At 53.8% G+C, this 18,541-nt stretch carries 20 protein-coding genes; 15 read left to right on the top strand and 5 right to left on the bottom strand.

From position 1 onward, the window contains the following. The first annotated feature begins 322 nt into the window (after positions 1–322). From Q1A43_RS08690 to Q1A43_RS08720, 7 genes are all read left to right on the top strand, one after another. Positions 323–1,816, top strand: coding sequence for a phosphatidylglycerol lysyltransferase domain-containing protein (locus tag Q1A43_RS08690; protein ID WP_299934192.1), 1,494 nt, complete (start codon positions 323–325; stop codon positions 1,814–1,816). Positions 1,817–1,880: 64 nt separating this feature from the next. Then, complete coding sequence (locus Q1A43_RS08695) at positions 1,881–2,756, top strand: DMT family transporter (protein ID WP_299922368.1); 876 nt, start codon at positions 1,881–1,883, stop codon at positions 2,754–2,756. Positions 2,757–2,864: 108 nt separating this feature from the next. After that, positions 2,865–4,145, top strand: a complete 1,281-nt coding sequence (locus Q1A43_RS08700; RefSeq protein ID WP_299934194.1) for an outer membrane protein transport protein — start codon at positions 2,865–2,867, stop codon at positions 4,143–4,145. A gap of 227 nt (positions 4,146–4,372) precedes the next feature. Continuing rightward, entirely contained in the window at positions 4,373–5,236 is an 864-nt protein-coding gene (locus tag Q1A43_RS08705; protein WP_299934196.1) for an ATPase, read from the top strand. A gap of 61 nt (positions 5,237–5,297) precedes the next feature. Further along, positions 5,298–6,248, top strand: coding sequence for a homoserine O-succinyltransferase (metA, locus tag Q1A43_RS08710; RefSeq protein ID WP_299934198.1), 951 nt, complete (start codon positions 5,298–5,300; stop codon positions 6,246–6,248). Positions 6,249–6,314: 66 nt separating this feature from the next. Beyond that, positions 6,315–7,184: a polyphosphate kinase 2 gene (gene ppk2 / locus Q1A43_RS08715; protein WP_299934200.1), complete on the top strand. Its 870-nt coding sequence runs from the start codon at positions 6,315–6,317 to the stop codon at positions 7,182–7,184. Positions 7,185–7,209: 25 nt separating this feature from the next. Then, complete coding sequence (locus Q1A43_RS08720) at positions 7,210–7,827, top strand: TetR/AcrR family transcriptional regulator (protein WP_299922378.1); 618 nt, start codon at positions 7,210–7,212, stop codon at positions 7,825–7,827. Between the two features lie 74 nt (positions 7,828–7,901). Here Q1A43_RS08720 and rpsI read toward each other — a convergent pair whose 3' ends face one another. From rpsI to Q1A43_RS08735, 3 genes are all read right to left on the bottom strand, one after another. Next, positions 7,902–8,390 carry a 30S ribosomal protein S9 gene (gene rpsI / locus Q1A43_RS08725; RefSeq protein WP_299922380.1) on the bottom strand — a complete coding sequence of 163 codons (489 nt, stop codon included), beginning with the start codon at positions 8,388–8,390 and terminating at the stop codon, positions 7,902–7,904. A 3-nt stretch (positions 8,391–8,393) separates the two neighbouring features. After that, positions 8,394–8,852: a 50S ribosomal protein L13 gene (gene rplM / locus Q1A43_RS08730; protein ID WP_299922382.1), complete on the bottom strand. Its 459-nt coding sequence runs from the start codon at positions 8,850–8,852 to the stop codon at positions 8,394–8,396. Positions 8,853–9,026: 174 nt separating this feature from the next. Next, positions 9,027–10,448, bottom strand: coding sequence for a PLP-dependent aminotransferase family protein (locus Q1A43_RS08735; protein ID WP_299934201.1), 1,422 nt, complete (start codon positions 10,446–10,448; stop codon positions 9,027–9,029). A gap of 95 nt (positions 10,449–10,543) precedes the next feature. On the opposite strand from Q1A43_RS08735, the gene Q1A43_RS08740 reads away from it, so the two are divergent. From Q1A43_RS08740 to speE, 3 genes are all read left to right on the top strand, one after another. After that, entirely contained in the window at positions 10,544–10,771 is a 228-nt protein-coding gene (locus tag Q1A43_RS08740; RefSeq protein ID WP_299922387.1) for a DUF1127 domain-containing protein, read from the top strand. Between the two features lie 258 nt (positions 10,772–11,029). Next, positions 11,030–11,539 carry an adenosylmethionine decarboxylase gene (gene speD, locus Q1A43_RS08745; protein WP_299922389.1) on the top strand — a complete coding sequence of 170 codons (510 nt, stop codon included), beginning with the start codon at positions 11,030–11,032 and terminating at the stop codon, positions 11,537–11,539. Continuing rightward, entirely contained in the window at positions 11,536–12,390 is an 855-nt protein-coding gene (speE, locus tag Q1A43_RS08750) for a polyamine aminopropyltransferase (RefSeq protein ID WP_299934203.1), read from the top strand. The genes speD and speE overlap by 4 nt, the downstream gene beginning before the upstream one ends. 38 nt (positions 12,391–12,428) lie before the next feature. Here the strand turns inward: speE and Q1A43_RS08755 are convergent, their stop codons facing one another. Further along, positions 12,429–12,851: a PaaI family thioesterase gene (locus tag Q1A43_RS08755; protein ID WP_299934206.1), complete on the bottom strand. Its 423-nt coding sequence runs from the start codon at positions 12,849–12,851 to the stop codon at positions 12,429–12,431. A gap of 56 nt (positions 12,852–12,907) precedes the next feature. On the opposite strand from Q1A43_RS08755, the gene Q1A43_RS08760 reads away from it, so the two are divergent. From Q1A43_RS08760 to gluQRS, 3 genes are read left to right on the top strand one after another with little or no spacing between them, the layout of a single operon-like run. Beyond that, positions 12,908–13,690, top strand: a complete 783-nt coding sequence (locus tag Q1A43_RS08760) for an enoyl-CoA hydratase (protein ID WP_299934238.1) — start codon at positions 12,908–12,910, stop codon at positions 13,688–13,690. Between the two features lie 60 nt (positions 13,691–13,750). Beyond that, positions 13,751–15,115 (top strand): methylenetetrahydrofolate--tRNA-(uracil(54)-C(5))-methyltransferase (FADH(2)-oxidizing) TrmFO, encoded by a 1,365-nt coding sequence (gene trmFO, locus Q1A43_RS08765; protein WP_299934208.1) that lies wholly within the window; start codon positions 13,751–13,753, stop codon positions 15,113–15,115. A 5-nt stretch (positions 15,116–15,120) separates the two neighbouring features. Next, positions 15,121–15,963: a tRNA glutamyl-Q(34) synthetase GluQRS gene (gene gluQRS, locus Q1A43_RS08770; protein WP_299934210.1), complete on the top strand. Its 843-nt coding sequence runs from the start codon at positions 15,121–15,123 to the stop codon at positions 15,961–15,963. Here gluQRS and hisI read toward each other — a convergent pair. Further along, a complete protein-coding gene (hisI, locus tag Q1A43_RS08775; protein ID WP_299934212.1) occupies positions 15,960–16,319 on the bottom strand; it encodes a phosphoribosyl-AMP cyclohydrolase in 360 nt (119 codons plus the stop codon). The two genes, gluQRS and hisI, sit on opposite strands and share 4 nt — an antisense overlap. Positions 16,320–16,387: 68 nt before the next feature. Between hisI and Q1A43_RS08780 the strand changes: the two genes are divergently transcribed. Both Q1A43_RS08780 and Q1A43_RS08785 read left to right on the top strand, forming a co-directional pair. Next, entirely contained in the window at positions 16,388–16,840 is a 453-nt protein-coding gene (locus Q1A43_RS08780; RefSeq protein WP_299922432.1) for an iron-sulfur cluster assembly scaffold protein, read from the top strand. Positions 16,841–16,897: 57 nt separating this feature from the next. Beyond that, positions 16,898–18,301: a methyl-accepting chemotaxis protein gene (locus Q1A43_RS08785; protein WP_299934214.1), complete on the top strand. Its 1,404-nt coding sequence runs from the start codon at positions 16,898–16,900 to the stop codon at positions 18,299–18,301. The last annotated feature ends 240 nt before the right edge of the window (positions 18,302–18,541 follow it).

Here is an 18,541-nt window from a genome sequence, read left to right on the forward strand (position 1 = left end):
TATGCCTTTGGCCTTCGGATCGGTTTTCATCTGGCTCCTATGGACCAATGCAAAAGATTTGGACTGGCATGCGGTTCACGCCTCCTTTGATGCGATTCCCCGGTGGAGATGGATCGCCGCCGCGCTCGCAACCGCGGCAAGCTTTTGGGCAGTGGCCCAATACGACGTGATCGCCCACCGACATTTCCAAACCGGAATACCCAGCCCTGCAGCAAGACAAGCTGGGGGCGCGGCCATTGCAATTGGGCAAACAACTGGCTTTGGGCCTCTTGTTGGTGGGGCCGTTCGGTGGCGCCTAATGCCCGCTCTAGGGCACAAAAATGTGGCAAAAATCACCGGATTTGTCACCTTGGGATTCTTTACCGCATGGGCAATTTTGACCGCGCTTGTTGGGCTTCCAGTTTTGCTTGGGTTGCCTTGGCTGGCCCTGATTTTGGTTCCGGTCTTTGGAACTCTGTTTGTAGCAGCATTACTGATCTACCCTAAACATCAAGTGTTTAGGTTTCGTTTGACGGTGCCTAGCCTACCCGCCATGGGGCACATGACGGCTTTGGCGGCGTGTGATCTTTTGTTTGCCGGGCTGGCTTTTTACCTTTTGCTACCACCGGACATGTCCCCGCCGTTTTTAACCTTGATTGCGGCCTTTAGTGTGGCACTGGGTGCAGGTATGTTAGGCGGCACTCCGGGCGGCGTAGGCCCATTTGAAATGGCAATGGTGTCCCTTATCCCGAACCCGGACATCGCCCCATTGGCCGCTGCGCTGATTGCATTTCGACTTATTTACTATGTTGCGCCCTGTTTGATTGGTCTGGGCTATGCTGCAATCGCCCCGGTCACCGCTCCAACAATTGATCGACATTCCCCCCGTCCCCATGCGGCCCCTCGCGCCGAGCATCAAATTTCTGCCCAATCGCAGTGCCAAAACCTAGAAACTTCAGCGAGTTCGGCCACCTTACTGGATACCCCCCAGACATTGACTTTGTTTCTCGGCGCGACTGCCGGGTCGTTTTTGCCTCTGCTGCAAGCACTTAAAAAGCAAGCCACCCGGCAAAACCGTTGTGCTGCTTTGTATAAAATCACGGCCCGTGATGCTGTTGTTGCAAGGTCCGAAGGGTGGAAAGTCGCGGCCCTGGCTCATGAGGCCGTCATCCTTCCGGAAACCTATTGTGAAAAGGGGCCAAAGCGGCGGCAGTTGCGCCGTTTTTTGCGCAAAGCAGACAAGGCGGGTTTGCGGTTCGAACGCCTAATCGACCCCGATTGGGCGCGCTTGGCCGAAATTCATCATGACTGGCAAAAATCGCATGGGGCGGAACGCGGTCTGACAATGGGGCGGTTTTGTCCCTTGTATTTAAAAGACAAACCGCTTTTCGGGGCTTTTGACGGTGACACTCTTATCGCCTTCGCCTCGCTTGTGGAGATCCCCGGCGTTCAAAGTCTGGATGTCATGCGCCACGTAAACAATCTGCCCACTGGTACGATGCACGGGTTGATTCACCATATGATCTACGACGCCCGTCGCACCAAAATACAAGAGTTCAATTTGGCCGCGGTTCCTCATCCACAGCTGGCGCAAACTTTGCGTTTGAATACAAGTCTGACACGGTTCAAGGCAAGTTTTGGTCCCTCATGGCGGTCACTCTATTTTGCGGCGCCAAATCGACGGTCGATGATTGTATCGGGTCTTGATCTTTGGCTCGCCATCACCCGACCCCATCCCATCCCCTATGACACGATGGATGCCTGGCACATTGATGCCATGCTTACCGGTGAAACCCCGACATTGCCCGAAGAAAATGACCTGCGCCTAACCGGGTAACAGCTTGCCTTTAAGTCCGGTCTCTGCACAGTGGCCAGACAGCGCAGGTCAAAGGCAGCATCACATGAACAACATTCTCCAAGCCTGTCTTTGGATGATCGGTGCCATTGTGTCTTTTACCACAATGGCCGTTGCCGGCCGCGCCGTGAGCCTTGACCTCGATACATTTGAAATCATGATGTATCGCTCGCTCATCGGTGTTGTTGTTGTTCTCATAATCGCCCAGGTTTCAGGAACCCGAAAAGATATTGCTCCGACGCGGCTTGGGCTTCATTGGGCCCGCAATATCGCCCATTTCGCCGGACAAAACCTTTGGTTCTACGCCATCACCGTGATCCCATTGGCACAAGTTTTTGCTTTGGAATTCACCTCACCGATTTGGGTCTTATTGCTGAGCCCGCTGGTTTTGAACGAACGTTTGACCATCAACCGCGTTTTCGCAGCGGTTATCGGGTTCGTTGGTATCCTCATCGTAACCCGCCCTAGCGCCGAAAGCCTGAGTTTTGGTCAGATCGCCGCCGCCCTCGCCGCGATCGGTTTTGCCGGGTCCGCGGTTTTCACCCGGCTTTTGACCAGAACGGAAAAAATCACCAACATCATGTTTTGGCTCACTGCCATGCAAGCGATCATGGGCTTGGTTTGTGCCGGTTTGGATGGCGATATCGCCCTGCCCTCTTTGGCAAGCTGGCCCTGGGTTGTTTTGATCTCGCTGGCGGGTCTCATTGCGCATTTCTGTCTGACAACCGCCCTCGGCTTGGCCCCGGCCACGGTTGTCATCCCAATCGATTTCACCCGATTGCCGGTTGTCGCACTTGTGGGTATGGCCTTGTACCACGAACCGCTGGATCGCTACGTGTTTTTGGGGGCCGCGTTAATCTTTGCCGCCAATTACACCAACATTTGGCTCGAAACCCGTCGATCAACTGTTACAAAAACGTGACGCAGCGTCGAACCGCGTCACCTTGACGTACAGTCAAAATTGACCGGACTTTAAATCAACACTTACCATAATGCGTGGAGACAACCCGAAAACGGGACGAGGGATAGCATGAAAAAAACAATCTTGACCGCAGGCGCGGTCGCCCTAACTGCATCAGCGGCATCAGCCGCAGGCATCGAACGAACTGCAAACGACTATGGCGTCCTGTTCCAAGACGGTGATCAGGCCAATGTATCTATCAGCATCGTCAATCCGACGATTTCAGGTAAATATACAGATGAAGTTCGCGGTGCGGGCCGTAACTTGGGTGTTGATGGCGGGGGTAAGAAATCCTCTGGCAACATGGCCAACTCATATGTTTCGGTTTCAGCATCTTACAAAAAAGACTTCGGGGAAAACCTATCATTTGGCCTTTTCCTTTCGGATGGCTACGGGGCAGACGCCTCTTATGAGGAAGGGTTTTATACCGGTCTGACGGCTGATTGGGATAGCAATCAGGTATCTGCAATTTTGCGGTATGGAATTAGTGATCGCATCAGCGTTTACGGCGGTCCTCGCTATGTCAAAAGCTCGGCGGATATTGCAATCCCGGGTCAATTCTTTGCCGCAAGTGCTGCTACGTCGGCTCAAGACGCGCAAACGGCCATTGCCGCATTGACCGCAGCAGGTGCGCCAGCTGATCACCCAGATTTACTTCTTGCCCAAGCCGGTCTTGCACGTGCTGGTGCCGTTTTGGCAGGATACGCAGCAAACCCAGACGCCTTTAACTACACTGCTGAGGGTGAAGAAAGCGGTGACTGGGGTTACGTGTTGGGTGCGGCTTATGAAATCCCGGATATCGCGCTTCGTGTTGCTTTAACATACGAAAGCTCAATCACGCACGAGTTTGATACCACCGAAGTATTGACCGGGTTTGGTATTTTGGGCGCAAAATCCAAAACAAAAGTGGAAATGCCACAATCGGTCAAGCTTGATTTTCAAACAGGTGTTGCAAAGGATACTTTGGTATTCGGTAGCGTAAAATGGACGGAGTGGTCCAAATGGGAAGTGCGCACGGAGCAATACGAAGAGATCACCGGAAGCGAAATCACCGGCTTTGACAATGACGTGATCACTTGGCGTTTGGGTGTCGGTCGGAAATTCAACGAACAAGCCTCCGGTTTCGCGCAAGTTCGCTATGAAAAAGCAGATGGCGGCGAAGCGTCACGTCTTGCGCCAACCGACGGCATGCTCGCCTTTGGCTTGGGTGGCCAGTATACAAATGACAACGTGAGCATGCGCGGTGGCATCGAATATGTAAAACTCGGCGATGCCGAGGTTGCAGACGGAAGCAAATTCGAAGGCAACTCAGCATTTGGTTTTGGACTATCGGTTAAAATGACGTTCTAAACCCTCTGAACACAAAACATCGACGCCCTGGGACACTGTTTCGGGGCGTTTTTCGTGGATGACGCCAAAAAGCTGATCCACCACGCAAGGCAAATGGAAATGCTTTCCCTGTTCCTCGCTTAAAGCTTTGGGAAAATCGATCTAGCTTATCCGCGCAAAAGCCAGGGTTTGACCTCACCGGCTCAGACGCGTAATTCAAGGGGAACACACGCCGCAAGGGGTTGAGAATGCGATATAACACCGAACACGACTGGAACAACGCCGCACAGAAACGCGTTGTGATTTTTGCCATGTCAGGACTTGGAAAAACCACCGTGTCCAACCTGTTGCGCGACAGCGGTGACTGGTTCCATTATTCAGTCGATTACCGCATTGGCACCCGATATATGGGCGAATACATTGCCGACAACGCCAAGCGTGAAGCAATGAAAAACCCGTTTTTGCGCCAATTGCTGATGTCTGACTCAATCTATCTCGGGTCGAACATCAGTTTTGACAACCTGACTCCTGTCTCGACCTATCTTGGCAAACCCGGTTGCGCCGATCGTGGTGGGATGGCGATGGATGAATACCAACGTCGGCAGGCCCAGTTTGAACACGCCGAGCGTCAGGCGCTTTTGGATACGGAGTATTTCATATCCCGCGCTCAGGACCTGTATGGGTACCCACATTTTGTTTGCGACACTGGCGGGTCAATTTGTGAATGGGTTGATCCCCATGATCGCAACGATCCGATTTTGACCGCCCTGTCGGCCCAATCGCAAATGGTTTGGATCAAGGGAAGCGAAGATCACACCGAAGAGCTTATTCGCCGTTTTGACAAAGACCCCAAACCGATGGCCTACCAGCCAGCGTTTTTAGAGACCGCTTGGGCAGATTATCTTGCACAAAACGACCTAAACGAGGCTGAGGTTGACCCGGATGCCTTTATTCGCTGGACCTATGCCAAGGCTTTGGCACATCGCCAGCCCCGATATCAAGCTATGGCTGACAATTGGGGCATCACCGTCGAAGCCTCTGACATGGCCACGGTGCGCGATGCCAAAGATTTTACCGCTGTGATTGGGTCAAACATCGCAAAAACCGACTAGTGCCTTGTTCGGTTGCCTCCAGTCACATATCTAGAGCATTCATTCTGTTAGGATAAATCCAATGCCCATCAAACTGCCCTCTGACTTGCCCGCCTTCGACGTTCTCACGAACGAAGGTGTCATGGTCATGTCCGAGGATGCAGCGTCGCGGCAAGATATCCGCCCCTTGCGCATTGGGTTGTTGAACCTGATGCCCAAGAAAATCCAGACCGAGAACCAGTTTGCCCGGTTGATCGGCGCAACCCCGTTGCAAATTGAGCTGTCGCTTATTCGGATGAGTGAACACCAGACCCGCAACACAGCCGCCGAACATATGGAGGCTTTTTACCGTCCGTTTTCCGAAGTTCTTGCCAGTGGTGAGAAATTCGACGGGCTCATCATCACCGGCGCTCCAATTGAACAAATGCCTTTCGAACAAGTGACTTACTGGGAAGAGTTAAAGCAAGTCTTTGATTGGACTCAGACGCATGTCCTGTCGACTTTCGGCGTGTGCTGGGGCGGGATGGCGATGCTCTACCATTTCCATGGCGTCGAAAAACATATTCTGGATGCCAAGGCCTTTGGCTGTATCCGACATCGCAATGACGAACCGGCTTCTCCCTACTTGCGTGGTTTTTCCGACGATATGGTGATCCCTGTGTCGCGCTGGACCGAATTGAAGCGTGATGAAATCAGCGCCGCCGGTTTGCCGATCCTTATCGATTCTGACCAAACGGGCCCCTGCCTTGTTGAGGATCCAGATCATCGAGCGCTCTATATTTTCAACCATCTGGAATATGACAGCGGCACCTTGAAAGAGGAATACGACCGGGATGTCGCGGCCGGCAAACCGATCAATGTACCGGCCAATTACTATCCCGACGATGACCCATCGCAACCGCCACAGAACCGGTGGCGCAGCCATGCGCATCTGCTCTACTGCAACTGGATCAACGAAATCTACCAGACCACGCCGTTCAAAATGTCAGATATCGGGCTGAAAACGAAAGATCGGCGGTCTTCGGGGGCATAACCAGCACGATTTGCGTTATTCGCCTAACCATCACATAGTGATAGGTAAATATAACAAGGAGCAGTCATGACCCTGCCTTTTGATGGTGCGATTTCGTCTTATTACAAGGATGTCGCCCCCAAAAAGATACGCGATTCTATCGCTTCGGCGGACAAGGACGACATACTCGACCCGTCTTTTCCCTATGCCCAGCAAATGAAACGCAAGGCCTATGACCGGGACATGGAGGCTTTGCAGATCGAGCTTGTCAAACTGCAGGCCTGGGCCAAAGAAAGCGGCGAACGGATCGCCATTGTTTTTGAAGGGCGTGATGCGGCGGGCAAAGGCGGAACCATTAGCCGTTTTCGCACCAATCTGAACCCGCGTGGCGCGCGGGTTGTTGCCCTGTCAAAACCAACGGAAACCGAACGCAGCCAATGGTACTTTCAACGCTATATCGACCATCTGCCATCGGGTGGAGAAGCCGTTTTCTTTGACCGCAGCTGGTACAACCGCGGTGTTGTGGAACACGTGTTTGACTTTTGCAGCCCGAACCAGCGCACACATTTTTTCACCCAGACACCTGACTTTGAAAACATGTTGGTGGATGAGGGCATTCATCTCTTCAAGTTCTGGCTCAATGTTGGACGCGCCGAACAATTGCGGCGGTTTCTAAAACGCGAGAGCGATCCGTTGAAACAGTGGAAACTGAGCTGGATTGACGTTGAGGGGCTTAACCGATGGGACGCCTATTCCGAGGCCATCCAAGAAACCCTTACGCGCACCCATTCCACCGCTACGCCATGGACGGTCATTCGATCGGATGACAAGAAACGCGCACGATTGGCGGCCATTCGCCATGTCTTGAGCAAAATCGACTATGCCCAAAAAAATACTGATGTTGTCGGCGCTCCCGATGCAAAAATCTGTGGTGGGCCAGAGATTTGGGCGTCGTGATCAATGATGTGGACCTTTAGCAAACATGCCTAAACGCGGCTACCATCACGGAAACCTCAGGCAAGCCCTTGTTGAGTCTGCGCTCACTCTTATCGAGAGCAAAGGCCCGACCGGGTTCACCTTGTCCGAGGCTGCCAAGCAAGCTGGCGTTACACCCGCCGCCGTTTACCGGCATTTTGCCGGGCGCGAGGATCTGATCGCTGAGGCCGCGCGTCAAGGATATGAGATTTTTGCCGATGTCATGCAGTTTGCCTATGACAGCGGTCAACCTTCGGCCCTTGCGGCGTTTGAAGCAACGGGTCGGGCCTATCTCGCCTTTGCGCGCAAATACCCCGGCCACTATATTGCGATGTTTGAAAGCGGTATCAGCGTCAATCACTCCCCGGAGCTGGCGGCGATTTCATCCAAAGCGCGCGGCGTTCTGGAAAGAGCGGCAGCCGAGCTTTCGGAACACATCCCACCAGAGAAACGCCCGCCTCCGGCGATGTTTTCGGCGCATATTTGGGCGCTAAGCCACGGGGTTGTCGAATTGTTTGCCCGGAACTCACCGGGAACCCAAGCCCCCTTTCCACCAGAAGACCTTTTGGAAACTGGTATCGGGGTGTACCTGCGTGGGCTTGGATTGATCGCACCAGACAAGTGAACCGCCAAAGCTTAATCTCATATCAAAAAAGGCCGCCCAAACAGGCGGCCTTTTGAATTGGTATGAAACGCGAATTAGCGCTTCGAGAACTGGAATGAACGACGCGCTTTGCGCTTACCGTATTTCTTACGCTCAACAACACGGCTGTCACGGGTCAGGAAGCCTGCCGCTTTCAGCGCGCCGCGCAAGGAGGGATCGTACAGCTGCAGGGCTTTGGAGATACCGTGCTTGACCGCGCCGGCCTGACCAGACAGGCCACCACCTTTGACGGTTGCATAGACGTCGAATTCACCGTCGCGACCAGCAACGGTGAACGGCTGGCGCAGGATCATCTGCAGAACTGGACGGGCAAAATACTTGTCCATGTCACGGCCGTTTACGGTTACTTTACCGGAACCTGGCTTGATCCAAACACGGGCAACAGCGTCTTTACGCTTGCCTGTGGCATAGGAACGGCCCAGTTCGTCACGAACGGGTTCACGAGGAGCAACAACTTCGGCTTCTGCGGTTTCGACACCTGCAACACCGGCCAGCTCTTCCAAGGAATTGATCTGATCTGACATCGTTTATACCCGCGTGTTTTTCTTGTTCATCGACTTGACGTCAAGCACTTCGGGGCTCTGGGCCTCGTGTGGGTGCTCGGCGCCGGCATAGACACGCAGGTTGGTCATGATCTGACGCGACAGGCGGTTGCCTGGCAGCATGCGCTTGACCGCCTGAGTGACAACACGCTCAGGGTGCTTGCCTTCGAGGATCTCGGCTTTGGTGCGCGATTTGATCCCACCCGGGTGACCGGTGTGCCAGTAGAAGTTTTCTTCGCGCTTCTTGCCGGTCATCTGGACTTTTTCAGCATTGATGACGATGACATTGTCACCACAATCCATGTGAGGCGTGAAAGAAGGCTTGTGCTTGCCGCGCAAGCGAACAGCGATAATCGAGGCAAGACGGCCCAGCACCACGCCTTCGGCGTCGATGATGATCCACTTCTTCTCGATATCTGCTGGTGTAGCAGAGAAGGTTTTCATGGGTCTGTTTCCATTTCGATAAGCAAGGGCCGCGCCCCTTAAGGCCCGGCCCGAAATCCGATGGGCGGGTTATAAACGCCCCACAGGCACAGTCAACGGCTAGTTTTCGCATTTATCCGTTATAAATCAATAGATTACAAATATGGTATTATTTTACCCCAACTTAATTGGGCCTTAAACAGTTATTCCGGCCTGAGGATTGTCCAAAAGCGCCCTAAGCCGCCCCATAGCCTCCTCGTAGGACCGCAAAGTCACCCCGGCATTGACCGCCATTCGAACCGCATGGGGTGCAAATCCGGTTCTGGGAACAAAATCCTCAGCGGTTCTCACCTGCACCCCCTTCGCCTCTGCCGCCTGAACAAAGGCGGATGCACGCCAACCATCCGGCAGTTGGAGCCAAAGGTAGGGAACATCATCATGCCAAGCGATGTCATAGCCGCCAAGCGCGTTGACGGCGGCATGTATATACTGTCGCATTTCCTGGCGAATGCGATCCATAACATCATGCGTTTCGGGGCGGCCCAATAGATCTTCGATCACATATGTCAGAGGCTGCGCTAATCCAAAATGCCCATGCACCGCGGTCTGTCGCAAAGCCTGTCTGTATTTCTTGGGAGCAACAACGAACCCGACGCGCAACGACGGAGTAAAGGATTTGGAAATGGACGTGATGAACCACCCCAACTCGGGCAGCAAAGCGCGATATGTCGGGCAGTTGGCGTCGGGTAAACGATAGGACTCATCTTCGATCATATGAAGGTTAACGCGTTTGGCCACCTTCGCGATGTTACGACGCCGTTCAAGCGGTGTTGTGAGCCCGGTCGGATTGTGTACATCGGGACAGGTACAAAGCACTTGCGCGTCGTGCTTACGCGCCAATCTCTCTAGCTCCTCTGGTACAATACCCTGATCATCCATCGGGACTGGAACGACCTCGGCTCTCAACAAACGCGCAGCACGGCGAAAACCGGGGTAAGACAGCTCTTCGACAAGAATGACAGGATGCGGCCCCTTGAGCACGGTTTGCAGAATAAGCATCAAGCCGTTTTGGCTTCCATGAGAAAGGACCATATCCTTGTCAGACACCGGCCCAAGATCTGTATCGGTCAACCATCGAAGTGCGGCGCGCTGCGCGCCATATTCGCTCGCACTTCCTGGGTAAGACAAGAGATCAACATTTGGATCATTGGCCATTTTTGCTAGGCTTTGGTTGATCAAATTCACCTGCCCCAAATCGGGAAGGGTTGGTGAAAAGAGGCTAACGATATCAGTATCAACCTTAGCTACATGCTTTTGCCATCGCCTATCGCGATCCGCATCACGGGGTGATCCTACTTCCGGTTCGGCCTGAGGTTCGGCAACAAAAGTCCCCCGCCCGACCTCGGCTGATAAAACCCCGTCATCCGTCAAAACGGTATAGGCCCGTGCGACCGTTCCGGGTGTGATCTGTAGTTGCCACGCTAGGTCCCGAACCGGCGGAAGCTTCTCAGAAACACCCAAGACCCCGGTATCTATGGCCTGTCGAATGGCTTTGGCCACGGCCTGATATTTCGGACCTTGAAGGTTACTCTCGTAGAGGGATTTAATTGTACCCATTACAATGTTTCTCTCGATATCTAGCTGCGGGATATGTATTAGAACAATTAATGCAACACTCTGCATTGTGTCAATACAATTTAAAGGATGATCCCATGACACAGACCACGCTTCGCCCCGCCCTCGCCTATTTAGACGCCGCACGCAATGTGCCGACGCTGGCCGGTTTTGCGATCACGGCGGCGGTCTTGTTGACGAAATGGAGCATCCGACAGCGCACGCGAACCGCCCTCTATCATCTGAGTGACGATCAATTGCGCGACATTGGTGTGAGCCTCGATCAAGCCAAGACCGAAGCACAGCGTCATTTCTGGCAAGGCTAACCCGTTTTTGGCAGCACTTCATCTCCAGTTGGACTGCCACACCGCGCCGCATCCCCGGCGCGTCACTTCCGGATGTGGAAAGGGCCCTATTCCCAACCACGTCCGGATTTTTGCGTCTTGGTGAACAAAACCTCTTGATCGACTCACGCACTCCCCATAAGTGAGCGACACTTTCGGAACCGATCCCAACCCGAATTGTCTTTTGGGGGGCGCTAAGGAACCGACTGGAACGAACTGCTGGTAACGAAGGGGAGCGCCATGAAAGACGCAGGCCTCTTCCAACTGGGGTACGGTCTGGAGACAGGCGCCCAAGAGGAAGACAAACGGGGATCCGTCCCTGCAAACGATCATGCACGCGATGTGCTTGATGAAAACCGCCACGACCATTTCATTCGCGAAGGTGACAGTATTTATGCTGGCAACCATGTGATTATTGAGGTGGTCAATGGTCATGGGCTTGATGATGAAACGCGCATTCAAAATGCGTTTCGCAAAATCATAGAGGTCTGCGGTGCAACGCTTTTGCATATCCATACGCACAAGTTCAGCCCCCAAGGGGTAAGCGGCGTGGCTGTTCTGGCGGAAAGCCACATCAGTGTGCATACTTGGCCCGAAATCGGTTATGGCGCGTTTGACGTATTTATGTGTGGCGATGCCAAACCGTGGTTGGCAATTGACGTGCTCAAGGAGGCCTTTGGCACCCAAGATGTGCGTACAAAATCGCTCAAACGCGGCGAGGGTTTGATCACCGACGAGGTGGCGGCATGAGCGATCAGCCGACTTGGATGCGCGAACCGCTGCACGCCGATTATGGGCAGAGCCTTCGGATTGACGAGTTGCTTTATGATAGCAAAACCGAACATCAGCGGTTGCGCGTGTTTCAAAACGGCACCTTTGGGCGCATTTTGACCCTCGACGACGTTGTTCAGACCACCGAAGGCGATAATTTCGTTTATCATGAAATGCTCACCCATGTGCCAATCTTGGCCCATGGTGCGGCCAAGCGCGTGCTCATTATTGGCGGCGGGGATGGTGGCATGGCGCGTGAAGTTTTGCGCCACAAAAGCGTTGAACATGTCACCATGGTTGAGATCGACGCTGGCGTTGTGTCCTTCTCCAAAGACTACCTGCCGATGCTGAGCCAAGGGGCCTTTGAAGACCCGCGGCTTAATCTAGTGATCGCCGATGGCGCTGCGTTTATGAAAGAGACGGATGCCAAATTTGACGTGATCATTGTCGATAGCACCGACCCAATCGGTCCCGGCGAAGTCTTATTTACCGACAGTTTCTATGGCCATGCCAAACGGGCAATGACGGATGGCGGCATTCTTGTCACTCAAAACGGTGTGCCGTTTATGCAGGGTGATGAGCTGACCAATACAATGCGCGCCTTTCAGGCGTTGTTCTCGGATGCGACCTGTTATTTGGCCACGGTGCCAACCTATGCCGGTGGGCCGATGGCCTTTGGCTGGGGCACCGACAGTGATGCGCGCCATGTGGCATTGGACGAGCTACAAACGCGTATGGCAGTGTCCGGCCTGAAACCCGATTACTACACCGCCGAGGTACATAAGGCAGCGTTCGCCCTGCCCGGCTATGTCCAAAAACTAATCCCCTAAAAAGCGCGAGGGGTTTTCACCCCTCGCCACATCCCATTTTATCGCTTTGGCGGCAGCGAATAGGTCAGCGACGCATGGGCCACGGGCTCCGCCTGCCCTTCGCTGAACAACAAAACATCCGTCACGCTAAGGGCCTTGCCCAACTTCAAGACACGCGCCTCTGCCAAAACATCTGCGCCCGCCACCGGTTTGCGCATGAAATCAATGCTGCAATGAGTGGTGACGGCCAAGGCTTCGCGCCCGACACGCGCCATGGTCGCCACATAGGCCGCCACATCCGCGAGAGAAAACATCGCCGGGCCCGACACGGTACCGCCCGGCCGCAGATGTTTTTCATCGGCAAACAACCGCATCACCAAAAGTTCTTCGTCCAACCGATCAATGCCAAACATCCCCTCAACCTGTGGGAAAACTTCTTTTAAAAAGCTGCCCATCTCTGCGGCATCAACGACAATCTGCATACTTTCCTCCCTGTTCGCTTGCCGCTACGCTGACCTTGGGACAGCGCAAGGACAAGATCGAAATGTTAGAACGTCGCGACACTAGTGGAATTGTTCACCTGCACATGAACGCCCCCAAACGTTTTAATGCCCTGTCTGACGACATGCTGGCGGCGCTACAGGCGCAGATTGACACGCTTAAAACCGATAGATCGGCCAAGGTTGTGATCCTGTCCGGGGCGGGAAAAGCGTTTTGCGCAGGCCATGATCTCAAGGAAATGCAGGCTGGTCGCGCGCAAGACGACAAAGGCCGCGCCTATTTTAAAGACCTGTTTACCCGCTGCGCCAAGGTGATGACCGGGCTACAACGCCTGCCCCAACCGGTCATTGCTCAGGTCCACGGCATCGCCACCGCCGCCGGATGCCAGATGGTGGCGAGTTGCGATATGGCCATTGCCGCCGAGGACACAAAGTTCGGGGTGAATGGTGTGAACATCGGGTTATTCTGTTCGACCCCAATGGTGGCGCTAAGCCGAAATATCCCGCGCAAACAAGCCTTTGAGATGCTGACCACAGGAAAATTCATCTCGGCCAAACAGGCCGAGGACTATGGTTTGATCAACCGGTCTGTCCCTGCTGGTGATCTTGAGGACGAGACGCTCAAGCTCGCGGAAACCGTGGCGTCCAAGCTCGGCGCGGCGGTGGCGATTGGCAAAGAAGCCTTTTACGAACAAATGCTTTTGCCACTGGATCAAGCTTATGACTACACCGGTGAGGTCATGGTCGAAAACATGTTGTGGCGTGATACCGACGAGGGCATCACCGCGTTTTTGGAAAAACGCCCGCCTGATTGGGCCTGACATCGCCGCCAAGTCCCACGCCCTCTTGGCAGAACCTCTGCGGTGCTCTACATCCGCGCTATGACTGAAAAGCTACATATCGTCGGCGGCGGAATGGCCGGATCCGAAGCAGCCTGGCAGGCCGCTGAAATGGGTGTGCAGGTTGTCCTGCATGAGATGCGTCCACAGGTGAAGACCTTTGCGCATCGCACTGGAAACTTTGGAGAAATGGTGTGTTCAAACTCGTTCCGGTCGGACGATAGCGAACAAAATGCCGTTGGTTTGTTGCATTGGGAAATGCGCGCCGCCAATAGCCTTATCATGCAAAGCGCCGCCAAACATCGCCTTCCGGCTGGCGGGGCCTTGGCGGTTGATCGCGATCCATTTGCACAGACCATCACCGATCGTCTGATGGCGCATCCGAATATCGAAACCTCTTTTGAAGAGATCACCGAGCTGCCTGATCAAGGCCAATGGATTTTGGCTACCGGGCCGTTGACGTCAGAGGCTTTGGGGGCCGCGATTCAGGCCGAGACCGGCGCGGATCGCCTGGCGTTCTTTGATGCCATTGCCCCAATTGTCTATGCCGAAAGCATAGATATGTCAGTGGCTTGGATGCAGTCACGCTATGACAAAGGCGAAACGGAAGAAGAGCAAAAAGCCTATCTCAATTGCCCCATGACCAAGGACCAATACGAGGGCTTTATCGATGCTCTTTTGGCGGCGGATAAGACCGAGTTTCATGACGGTGAAACCGCCAAGTATTTTGATGGCTGCCTGCCGATTGAAGTCATGGCGGAGCGTGGACGTGAAACCCTACGCTTTGGACCGATGAAGCCGGTTGGCCTCACCAATCCGCACAAGCCCGATGACAAACCCTATGCGGTTGTTCAGCTGCGCCGCGACAACGCCTTGGGTACCTTGTACAATATCGTCGGTTTTCAAACCAAGATGAAGTACGGTGCGCAAACCGATGTTTTCAAAATGATTCCCGGTTTGACGGACGCGTCTTTCGCGCGTTTGGGTGGCATTCATCGCAATACGTTCCTCAACTCTCCTACGTTGTTGGATTCGCAAATGCGCCTGCGTTCGAAACCAAATATTCGCTTTGCGGGTCAGGTCACCGGCGTCGAGGGATACGTTGAAAGCGCCTCAATGGGATTGCTGGCGGGTCGTATGGCCGCCGCTGAGATGACCGGCGCGCCTTTGACGGATGTCCCACAGGATAGCGCCCATGGAGCATTGATCCATCACATCACCGGTGGTGCCGAGGCGAAGACGTTTCAGCCGATGAACGTCAATTTTGGCCTGTTCCGCCCGGTCGATGGTTTGAAAAGCGGCCGACGCGGTCGCAAGGATCGCTACAAAGCCTATACAGATCGTGCAAAAACCGTCTGGACGGATTGGCTCAATGCCCAACCTGAGCAGGACAGCGCAACGGGCTGAGATTCATGAATTTCGTAACAAGATTTGCACCATCGCCAACCGGCCCGCTTCATCTTGGTCATGCTTTTTCTGCCCTTTTGGCACATGACACAGCGCGGGCCGTAGGTGGGCAATTCTTGTTGCGTATCGACGATCTTGATCAAACCCGTGCTCGCAGTACGTGGGAAGACCTGATTTATGAAGATTTGGAGTGGCTCGGTATTCGTTGGCATGGCCCGGTGCGCAAACAATCGAACCACTTTGAGGATTATCAAGACGCAATCAATAATCTTGCCAACAAGGGCTTGATTTACCCCTGCCGATGCAAACGTCGCGACATTGAAGTGGCGCTTGATGCGCCCCAAGAAGGTGTCCCGCGGTTTGGACCTGATGGCCTGATATACCCCGGCACTTGCCGCAACCGATCCATGCAAGACCGTCAGTCCGGCGATGCGCTTAGGCTTGATCTTTCTAAAGCCACCCTAGTTGAACCGCTCGCCTTTACCGAAACCGGACAGGCCCATTTGGGCACACATCATGTTACCATAGACCACCTGCAAACCCATGTTGGTGATCCAGTGATTGCGCGGTCTGGCATGGCCGCTTCTTATCATTTGGCGGTTGTGATTGACGATGCCGCCAGCGGGATCACCCATGCCATTCGCGGAGAAGATCTATTTGATGCCAGTTACATACAGCGCTTTCTTCAAGCACAACTGAACCTGCCACCCATTGAATACCACCATCACCCCCTTGTTCGGGATGACAACGGCAAACGCCTTGCCAAACGAGACGATGCCCGCGCGATTTCCAATTACCGCGCAGATGGGGCTACGCCCGATTACATCCGCAAAATGGTTGGTCTTTAGACCATCGGTTTCATCAGCTCGACTTCCTCACCCTCAACCACAGAGGTGTAGAAACACGAGCGCCGATTGGTGTGACAAGCCGGACCTTCTTGGCGCACAATCGCTAGCAAACAATCGCGATCACAATCGACACGTAAATCGACCAAAGCTTGTGTATGGCCAGAGGTCTCACCCTTGATCCAAAACGCCTGCCGCGAGCGCGACCAATAGGTGACCTTGCCTGTTTCAAGGGTTTTGGCCACGGCATCGGCATTCATCCAGGCCATCATCAGCACCTCACCGGTGCCCTCCTGCTGGGCGATACAGGGGATCAGCCCCTTGTTGTCATAGACCAAAGTCGAAGGATCAAAGGACATAGGTGAAAAACCTTTTGCAAGACCGGCGTTGCCCCCTATTTATGGAGAACAGCGATAAAGGAAAAGCCATGTCCGGCGAAAACGATCTGATCAAGCTCTATTCAGGCCAAATTCTTGAACTGGCGGCGGATATTCCGCGTCTTGGCCGTTTGGATGCCCCGGATGCGTCGGTCAAAAAACGCTCGCCGCTTTGTGGATCAACCGTAACTGTTGATCTGACCATGGCCGATGGCAAGGTGAGCGCATACGCGCAGGATGTAAAAGCCTGTGCTTTGGGTCAGGCGGCGGCGTCTATTGTCGGCGGGGCCATTGTTGGATGCAGTGTCGAACAGATTTCTCAAGCCCGTGACGCGCTTCGAAACATGTTAAAGAAGGACGGTCCGACTCCGGACGCACCTTTTGAAAAACTAGAGGTCCTGCGCCCGGCAGCGGCGTATAAAAATCGTCACGCGTCCATCCTTTTGGCGCTGGATGCCGCCTCTGAAGCCGCACATCAGGCAAAAGAAGCGCAATCAGCTTAATCCTCCGTTTGCGAAAATCGTCTAACAAGGGCGGTGAACGTGAATTGAGGCGGTTACATGCACCATACTCCAGAACTCTCTGCACCTAATGCTGCAGAAGAACTCAGCCTATTGACCAAATCCGCGACAAGCCTTGGTCGTGAGACGGTCGATATTGGTGGGTTTCTGCAGGAACTAGATGACAGATGCCACGCCCAGCTTGAAAGCCTGAGCGGTGTTCAAAGTCACACAAATAACCTTGCTACAAATAGTGACCGCATGGTTCAAGCCGTTCAACGCATGGCGGAGACAGCCGACGAAGCTATTGGAAGAGTTGAACAATCTACGGCCTTCATTGCTCAGAATGGTCAAAACGCGCAGGAGCTAGCAGAGTGGGTTCGCTCTGTTCACGCCGAAAGCACGACCGTTGAGGAAATGCTTCAGGCTGTGCGCCTGTCGAATACCGAAATTTCCGACATTGCCTGGCAGGTTCATATTCTCGCCGTCAACGCGAAAATCGAAGCGGCGCGTGCCGGACCGGCCGGTAAAGGGTTTTCGATAGTTGCTGATTCGGTGAGCGAGTTGAGTCAAAAGACCGCTGATGCAGCAGACACAATTTCGACAACGGTGAAACGCCTATCGGAATGGATGGCGCGATTGCATCAAGGCGCGCAAACAACGTCCCAAAAAGCTGAGGAAGTCCTCGACCATTCTGCTGAAACAGATCAGGCCTTGTCAGAAATTGAAAAACGAATGGGCAGTTTGCGAGATGATGCTCATGGTTTGGCGAAGGAAACAGATGCGGCCAAAGGGTCAGTGGATCAAGTCAACGGTGCGGTGCAAGGCATTATGACATCGGTAACGGATGTCACAAGCGGTGTCGAAGAAGCCACGAGACGCTGTGAATCATTGGTCGATACGTCTGAGCGTATCCTTCAAAACTCTGTCGCTTTGGGAAGCGACGGTGAAGATTCCGGCATGATTACAATGGTCCAGGATTTAGCCGGTCAAATGGTGGGCGTTTTTGAAGACTCGCTCGCACGTGGGCGGATCTCAATGGACAAACTCTTTGATGACTCATACCGCCCGATCGTCGGCACAAATCCCGAACAGGTGACCACAGCATTTACCAACCTAACCGACAGTCTCCTACCTGCAATTCAAGAGCCTGTCTTGGATATGGATTCTAAGGTCGTGTTCTGCGCTGCTATTGATCGAAATGGCTATTTGCCAACCCACAACCTGAAGTTTTCACAGCCACAAAGTAATGATCCAGTGTGGAATGCCGGGAATTGCAGAAACCGTCGGATATTTGACGACCGCGTCGGGTTGAAGGCCGGTCAAAGCCAAGCACCGTTTTTGCTCCAAGTCTATCGTCGGGACATGGGGGGCGGAACATTCGTTTTGATGAAGGATCTATCCGCCCCAATCACGATCCGAGGTCGCCATTGGGGCGGTGTTCGCATCGGGTACAAATTCTAAGAAAAAACCGCCGCACTCCGGGGACGGAGGCGGCGGGAAGTCGTGCGTATTGTTGTGCTTTGGACAGTAGTTTCGGTGACAGGCAGGAAACCGAAAAGGGACAGGCAGGCATCGGGACAGGTGATGCACGTGACCAAAGTCACAAACGCAGGCAGAAACTCAAAGCATAGGAAGATGCAACGCACCGTAGAGAATGACCACAAGTGACACCGCCCCGAGCCCGTCTTTCCACAGCGTGTT

The sequence above is a fragment of the uncultured Pelagimonas sp. genome (assembly GCF_947498515.1).
Taxonomy (GTDB): Bacteria; Pseudomonadota; Alphaproteobacteria; order Rhodobacterales; family Rhodobacteraceae; genus Pelagimonas.

What these genes read in the sequence shown, in the direction of transcription:
- Q1A43_RS08740 (WP_299922387.1), top strand. Translation starts at nt 10,544, where the DNA reads ATGACACAGACCACGCTTCGCCCCGCCCTCGCCTATTTAGACGCCGCA.
- Q1A43_RS08755 (WP_299934206.1), bottom strand. Translation starts at nt 12,851, where the DNA reads ATGCAGATTGTCGTTGATGCCGCAGAGATGGGCAGCTTTTTAAAAGAA.
- rplM (WP_299922382.1), bottom strand. Translation starts at nt 8,852, where the DNA reads ATGAAAACCTTCTCTGCTACACCAGCAGATATCGAGAAGAAGTGGATC.
- Q1A43_RS08720 (WP_299922378.1), top strand. Translation starts at nt 7,210, where the DNA reads ATGCCTAAACGCGGCTACCATCACGGAAACCTCAGGCAAGCCCTTGTT.
- speE (WP_299934203.1), top strand. Translation starts at nt 11,536, where the DNA reads ATGAGCGATCAGCCGACTTGGATGCGCGAACCGCTGCACGCCGATTAT.
- Q1A43_RS08735 (WP_299934201.1), bottom strand. Translation starts at nt 10,448, where the DNA reads ATGGGTACAATTAAATCCCTCTACGAGAGTAACCTTCAAGGTCCGAAA.
- Q1A43_RS08785 (WP_299934214.1), top strand. Translation starts at nt 16,898, where the DNA reads ATGCACCATACTCCAGAACTCTCTGCACCTAATGCTGCAGAAGAACTC.
- Q1A43_RS08705 (WP_299934196.1), top strand. Translation starts at nt 4,373, where the DNA reads ATGCGATATAACACCGAACACGACTGGAACAACGCCGCACAGAAACGC.
- hisI (WP_299934212.1), bottom strand. Translation starts at nt 16,319, where the DNA reads ATGTCCTTTGATCCTTCGACTTTGGTCTATGACAACAAGGGGCTGATC.
- gluQRS (WP_299934210.1), top strand. Translation starts at nt 15,121, where the DNA reads ATGAATTTCGTAACAAGATTTGCACCATCGCCAACCGGCCCGCTTCAT.
- Q1A43_RS08695 (WP_299922368.1), top strand. Translation starts at nt 1,881, where the DNA reads ATGAACAACATTCTCCAAGCCTGTCTTTGGATGATCGGTGCCATTGTG.
- speD (WP_299922389.1), top strand. Translation starts at nt 11,030, where the DNA reads ATGAAAGACGCAGGCCTCTTCCAACTGGGGTACGGTCTGGAGACAGGC.
- metA (WP_299934198.1), top strand. Translation starts at nt 5,298, where the DNA reads ATGCCCATCAAACTGCCCTCTGACTTGCCCGCCTTCGACGTTCTCACG.
- trmFO (WP_299934208.1), top strand. Translation starts at nt 13,751, where the DNA reads ATGACTGAAAAGCTACATATCGTCGGCGGCGGAATGGCCGGATCCGAA.
- ppk2 (WP_299934200.1), top strand. Translation starts at nt 6,315, where the DNA reads ATGACCCTGCCTTTTGATGGTGCGATTTCGTCTTATTACAAGGATGTC.
- rpsI (WP_299922380.1), bottom strand. Translation starts at nt 8,390, where the DNA reads ATGTCAGATCAGATCAATTCCTTGGAAGAGCTGGCCGGTGTTGCAGGT.
- Q1A43_RS08700 (WP_299934194.1), top strand. Translation starts at nt 2,865, where the DNA reads ATGAAAAAAACAATCTTGACCGCAGGCGCGGTCGCCCTAACTGCATCA.
- Q1A43_RS08780 (WP_299922432.1), top strand. Translation starts at nt 16,388, where the DNA reads ATGTCCGGCGAAAACGATCTGATCAAGCTCTATTCAGGCCAAATTCTT.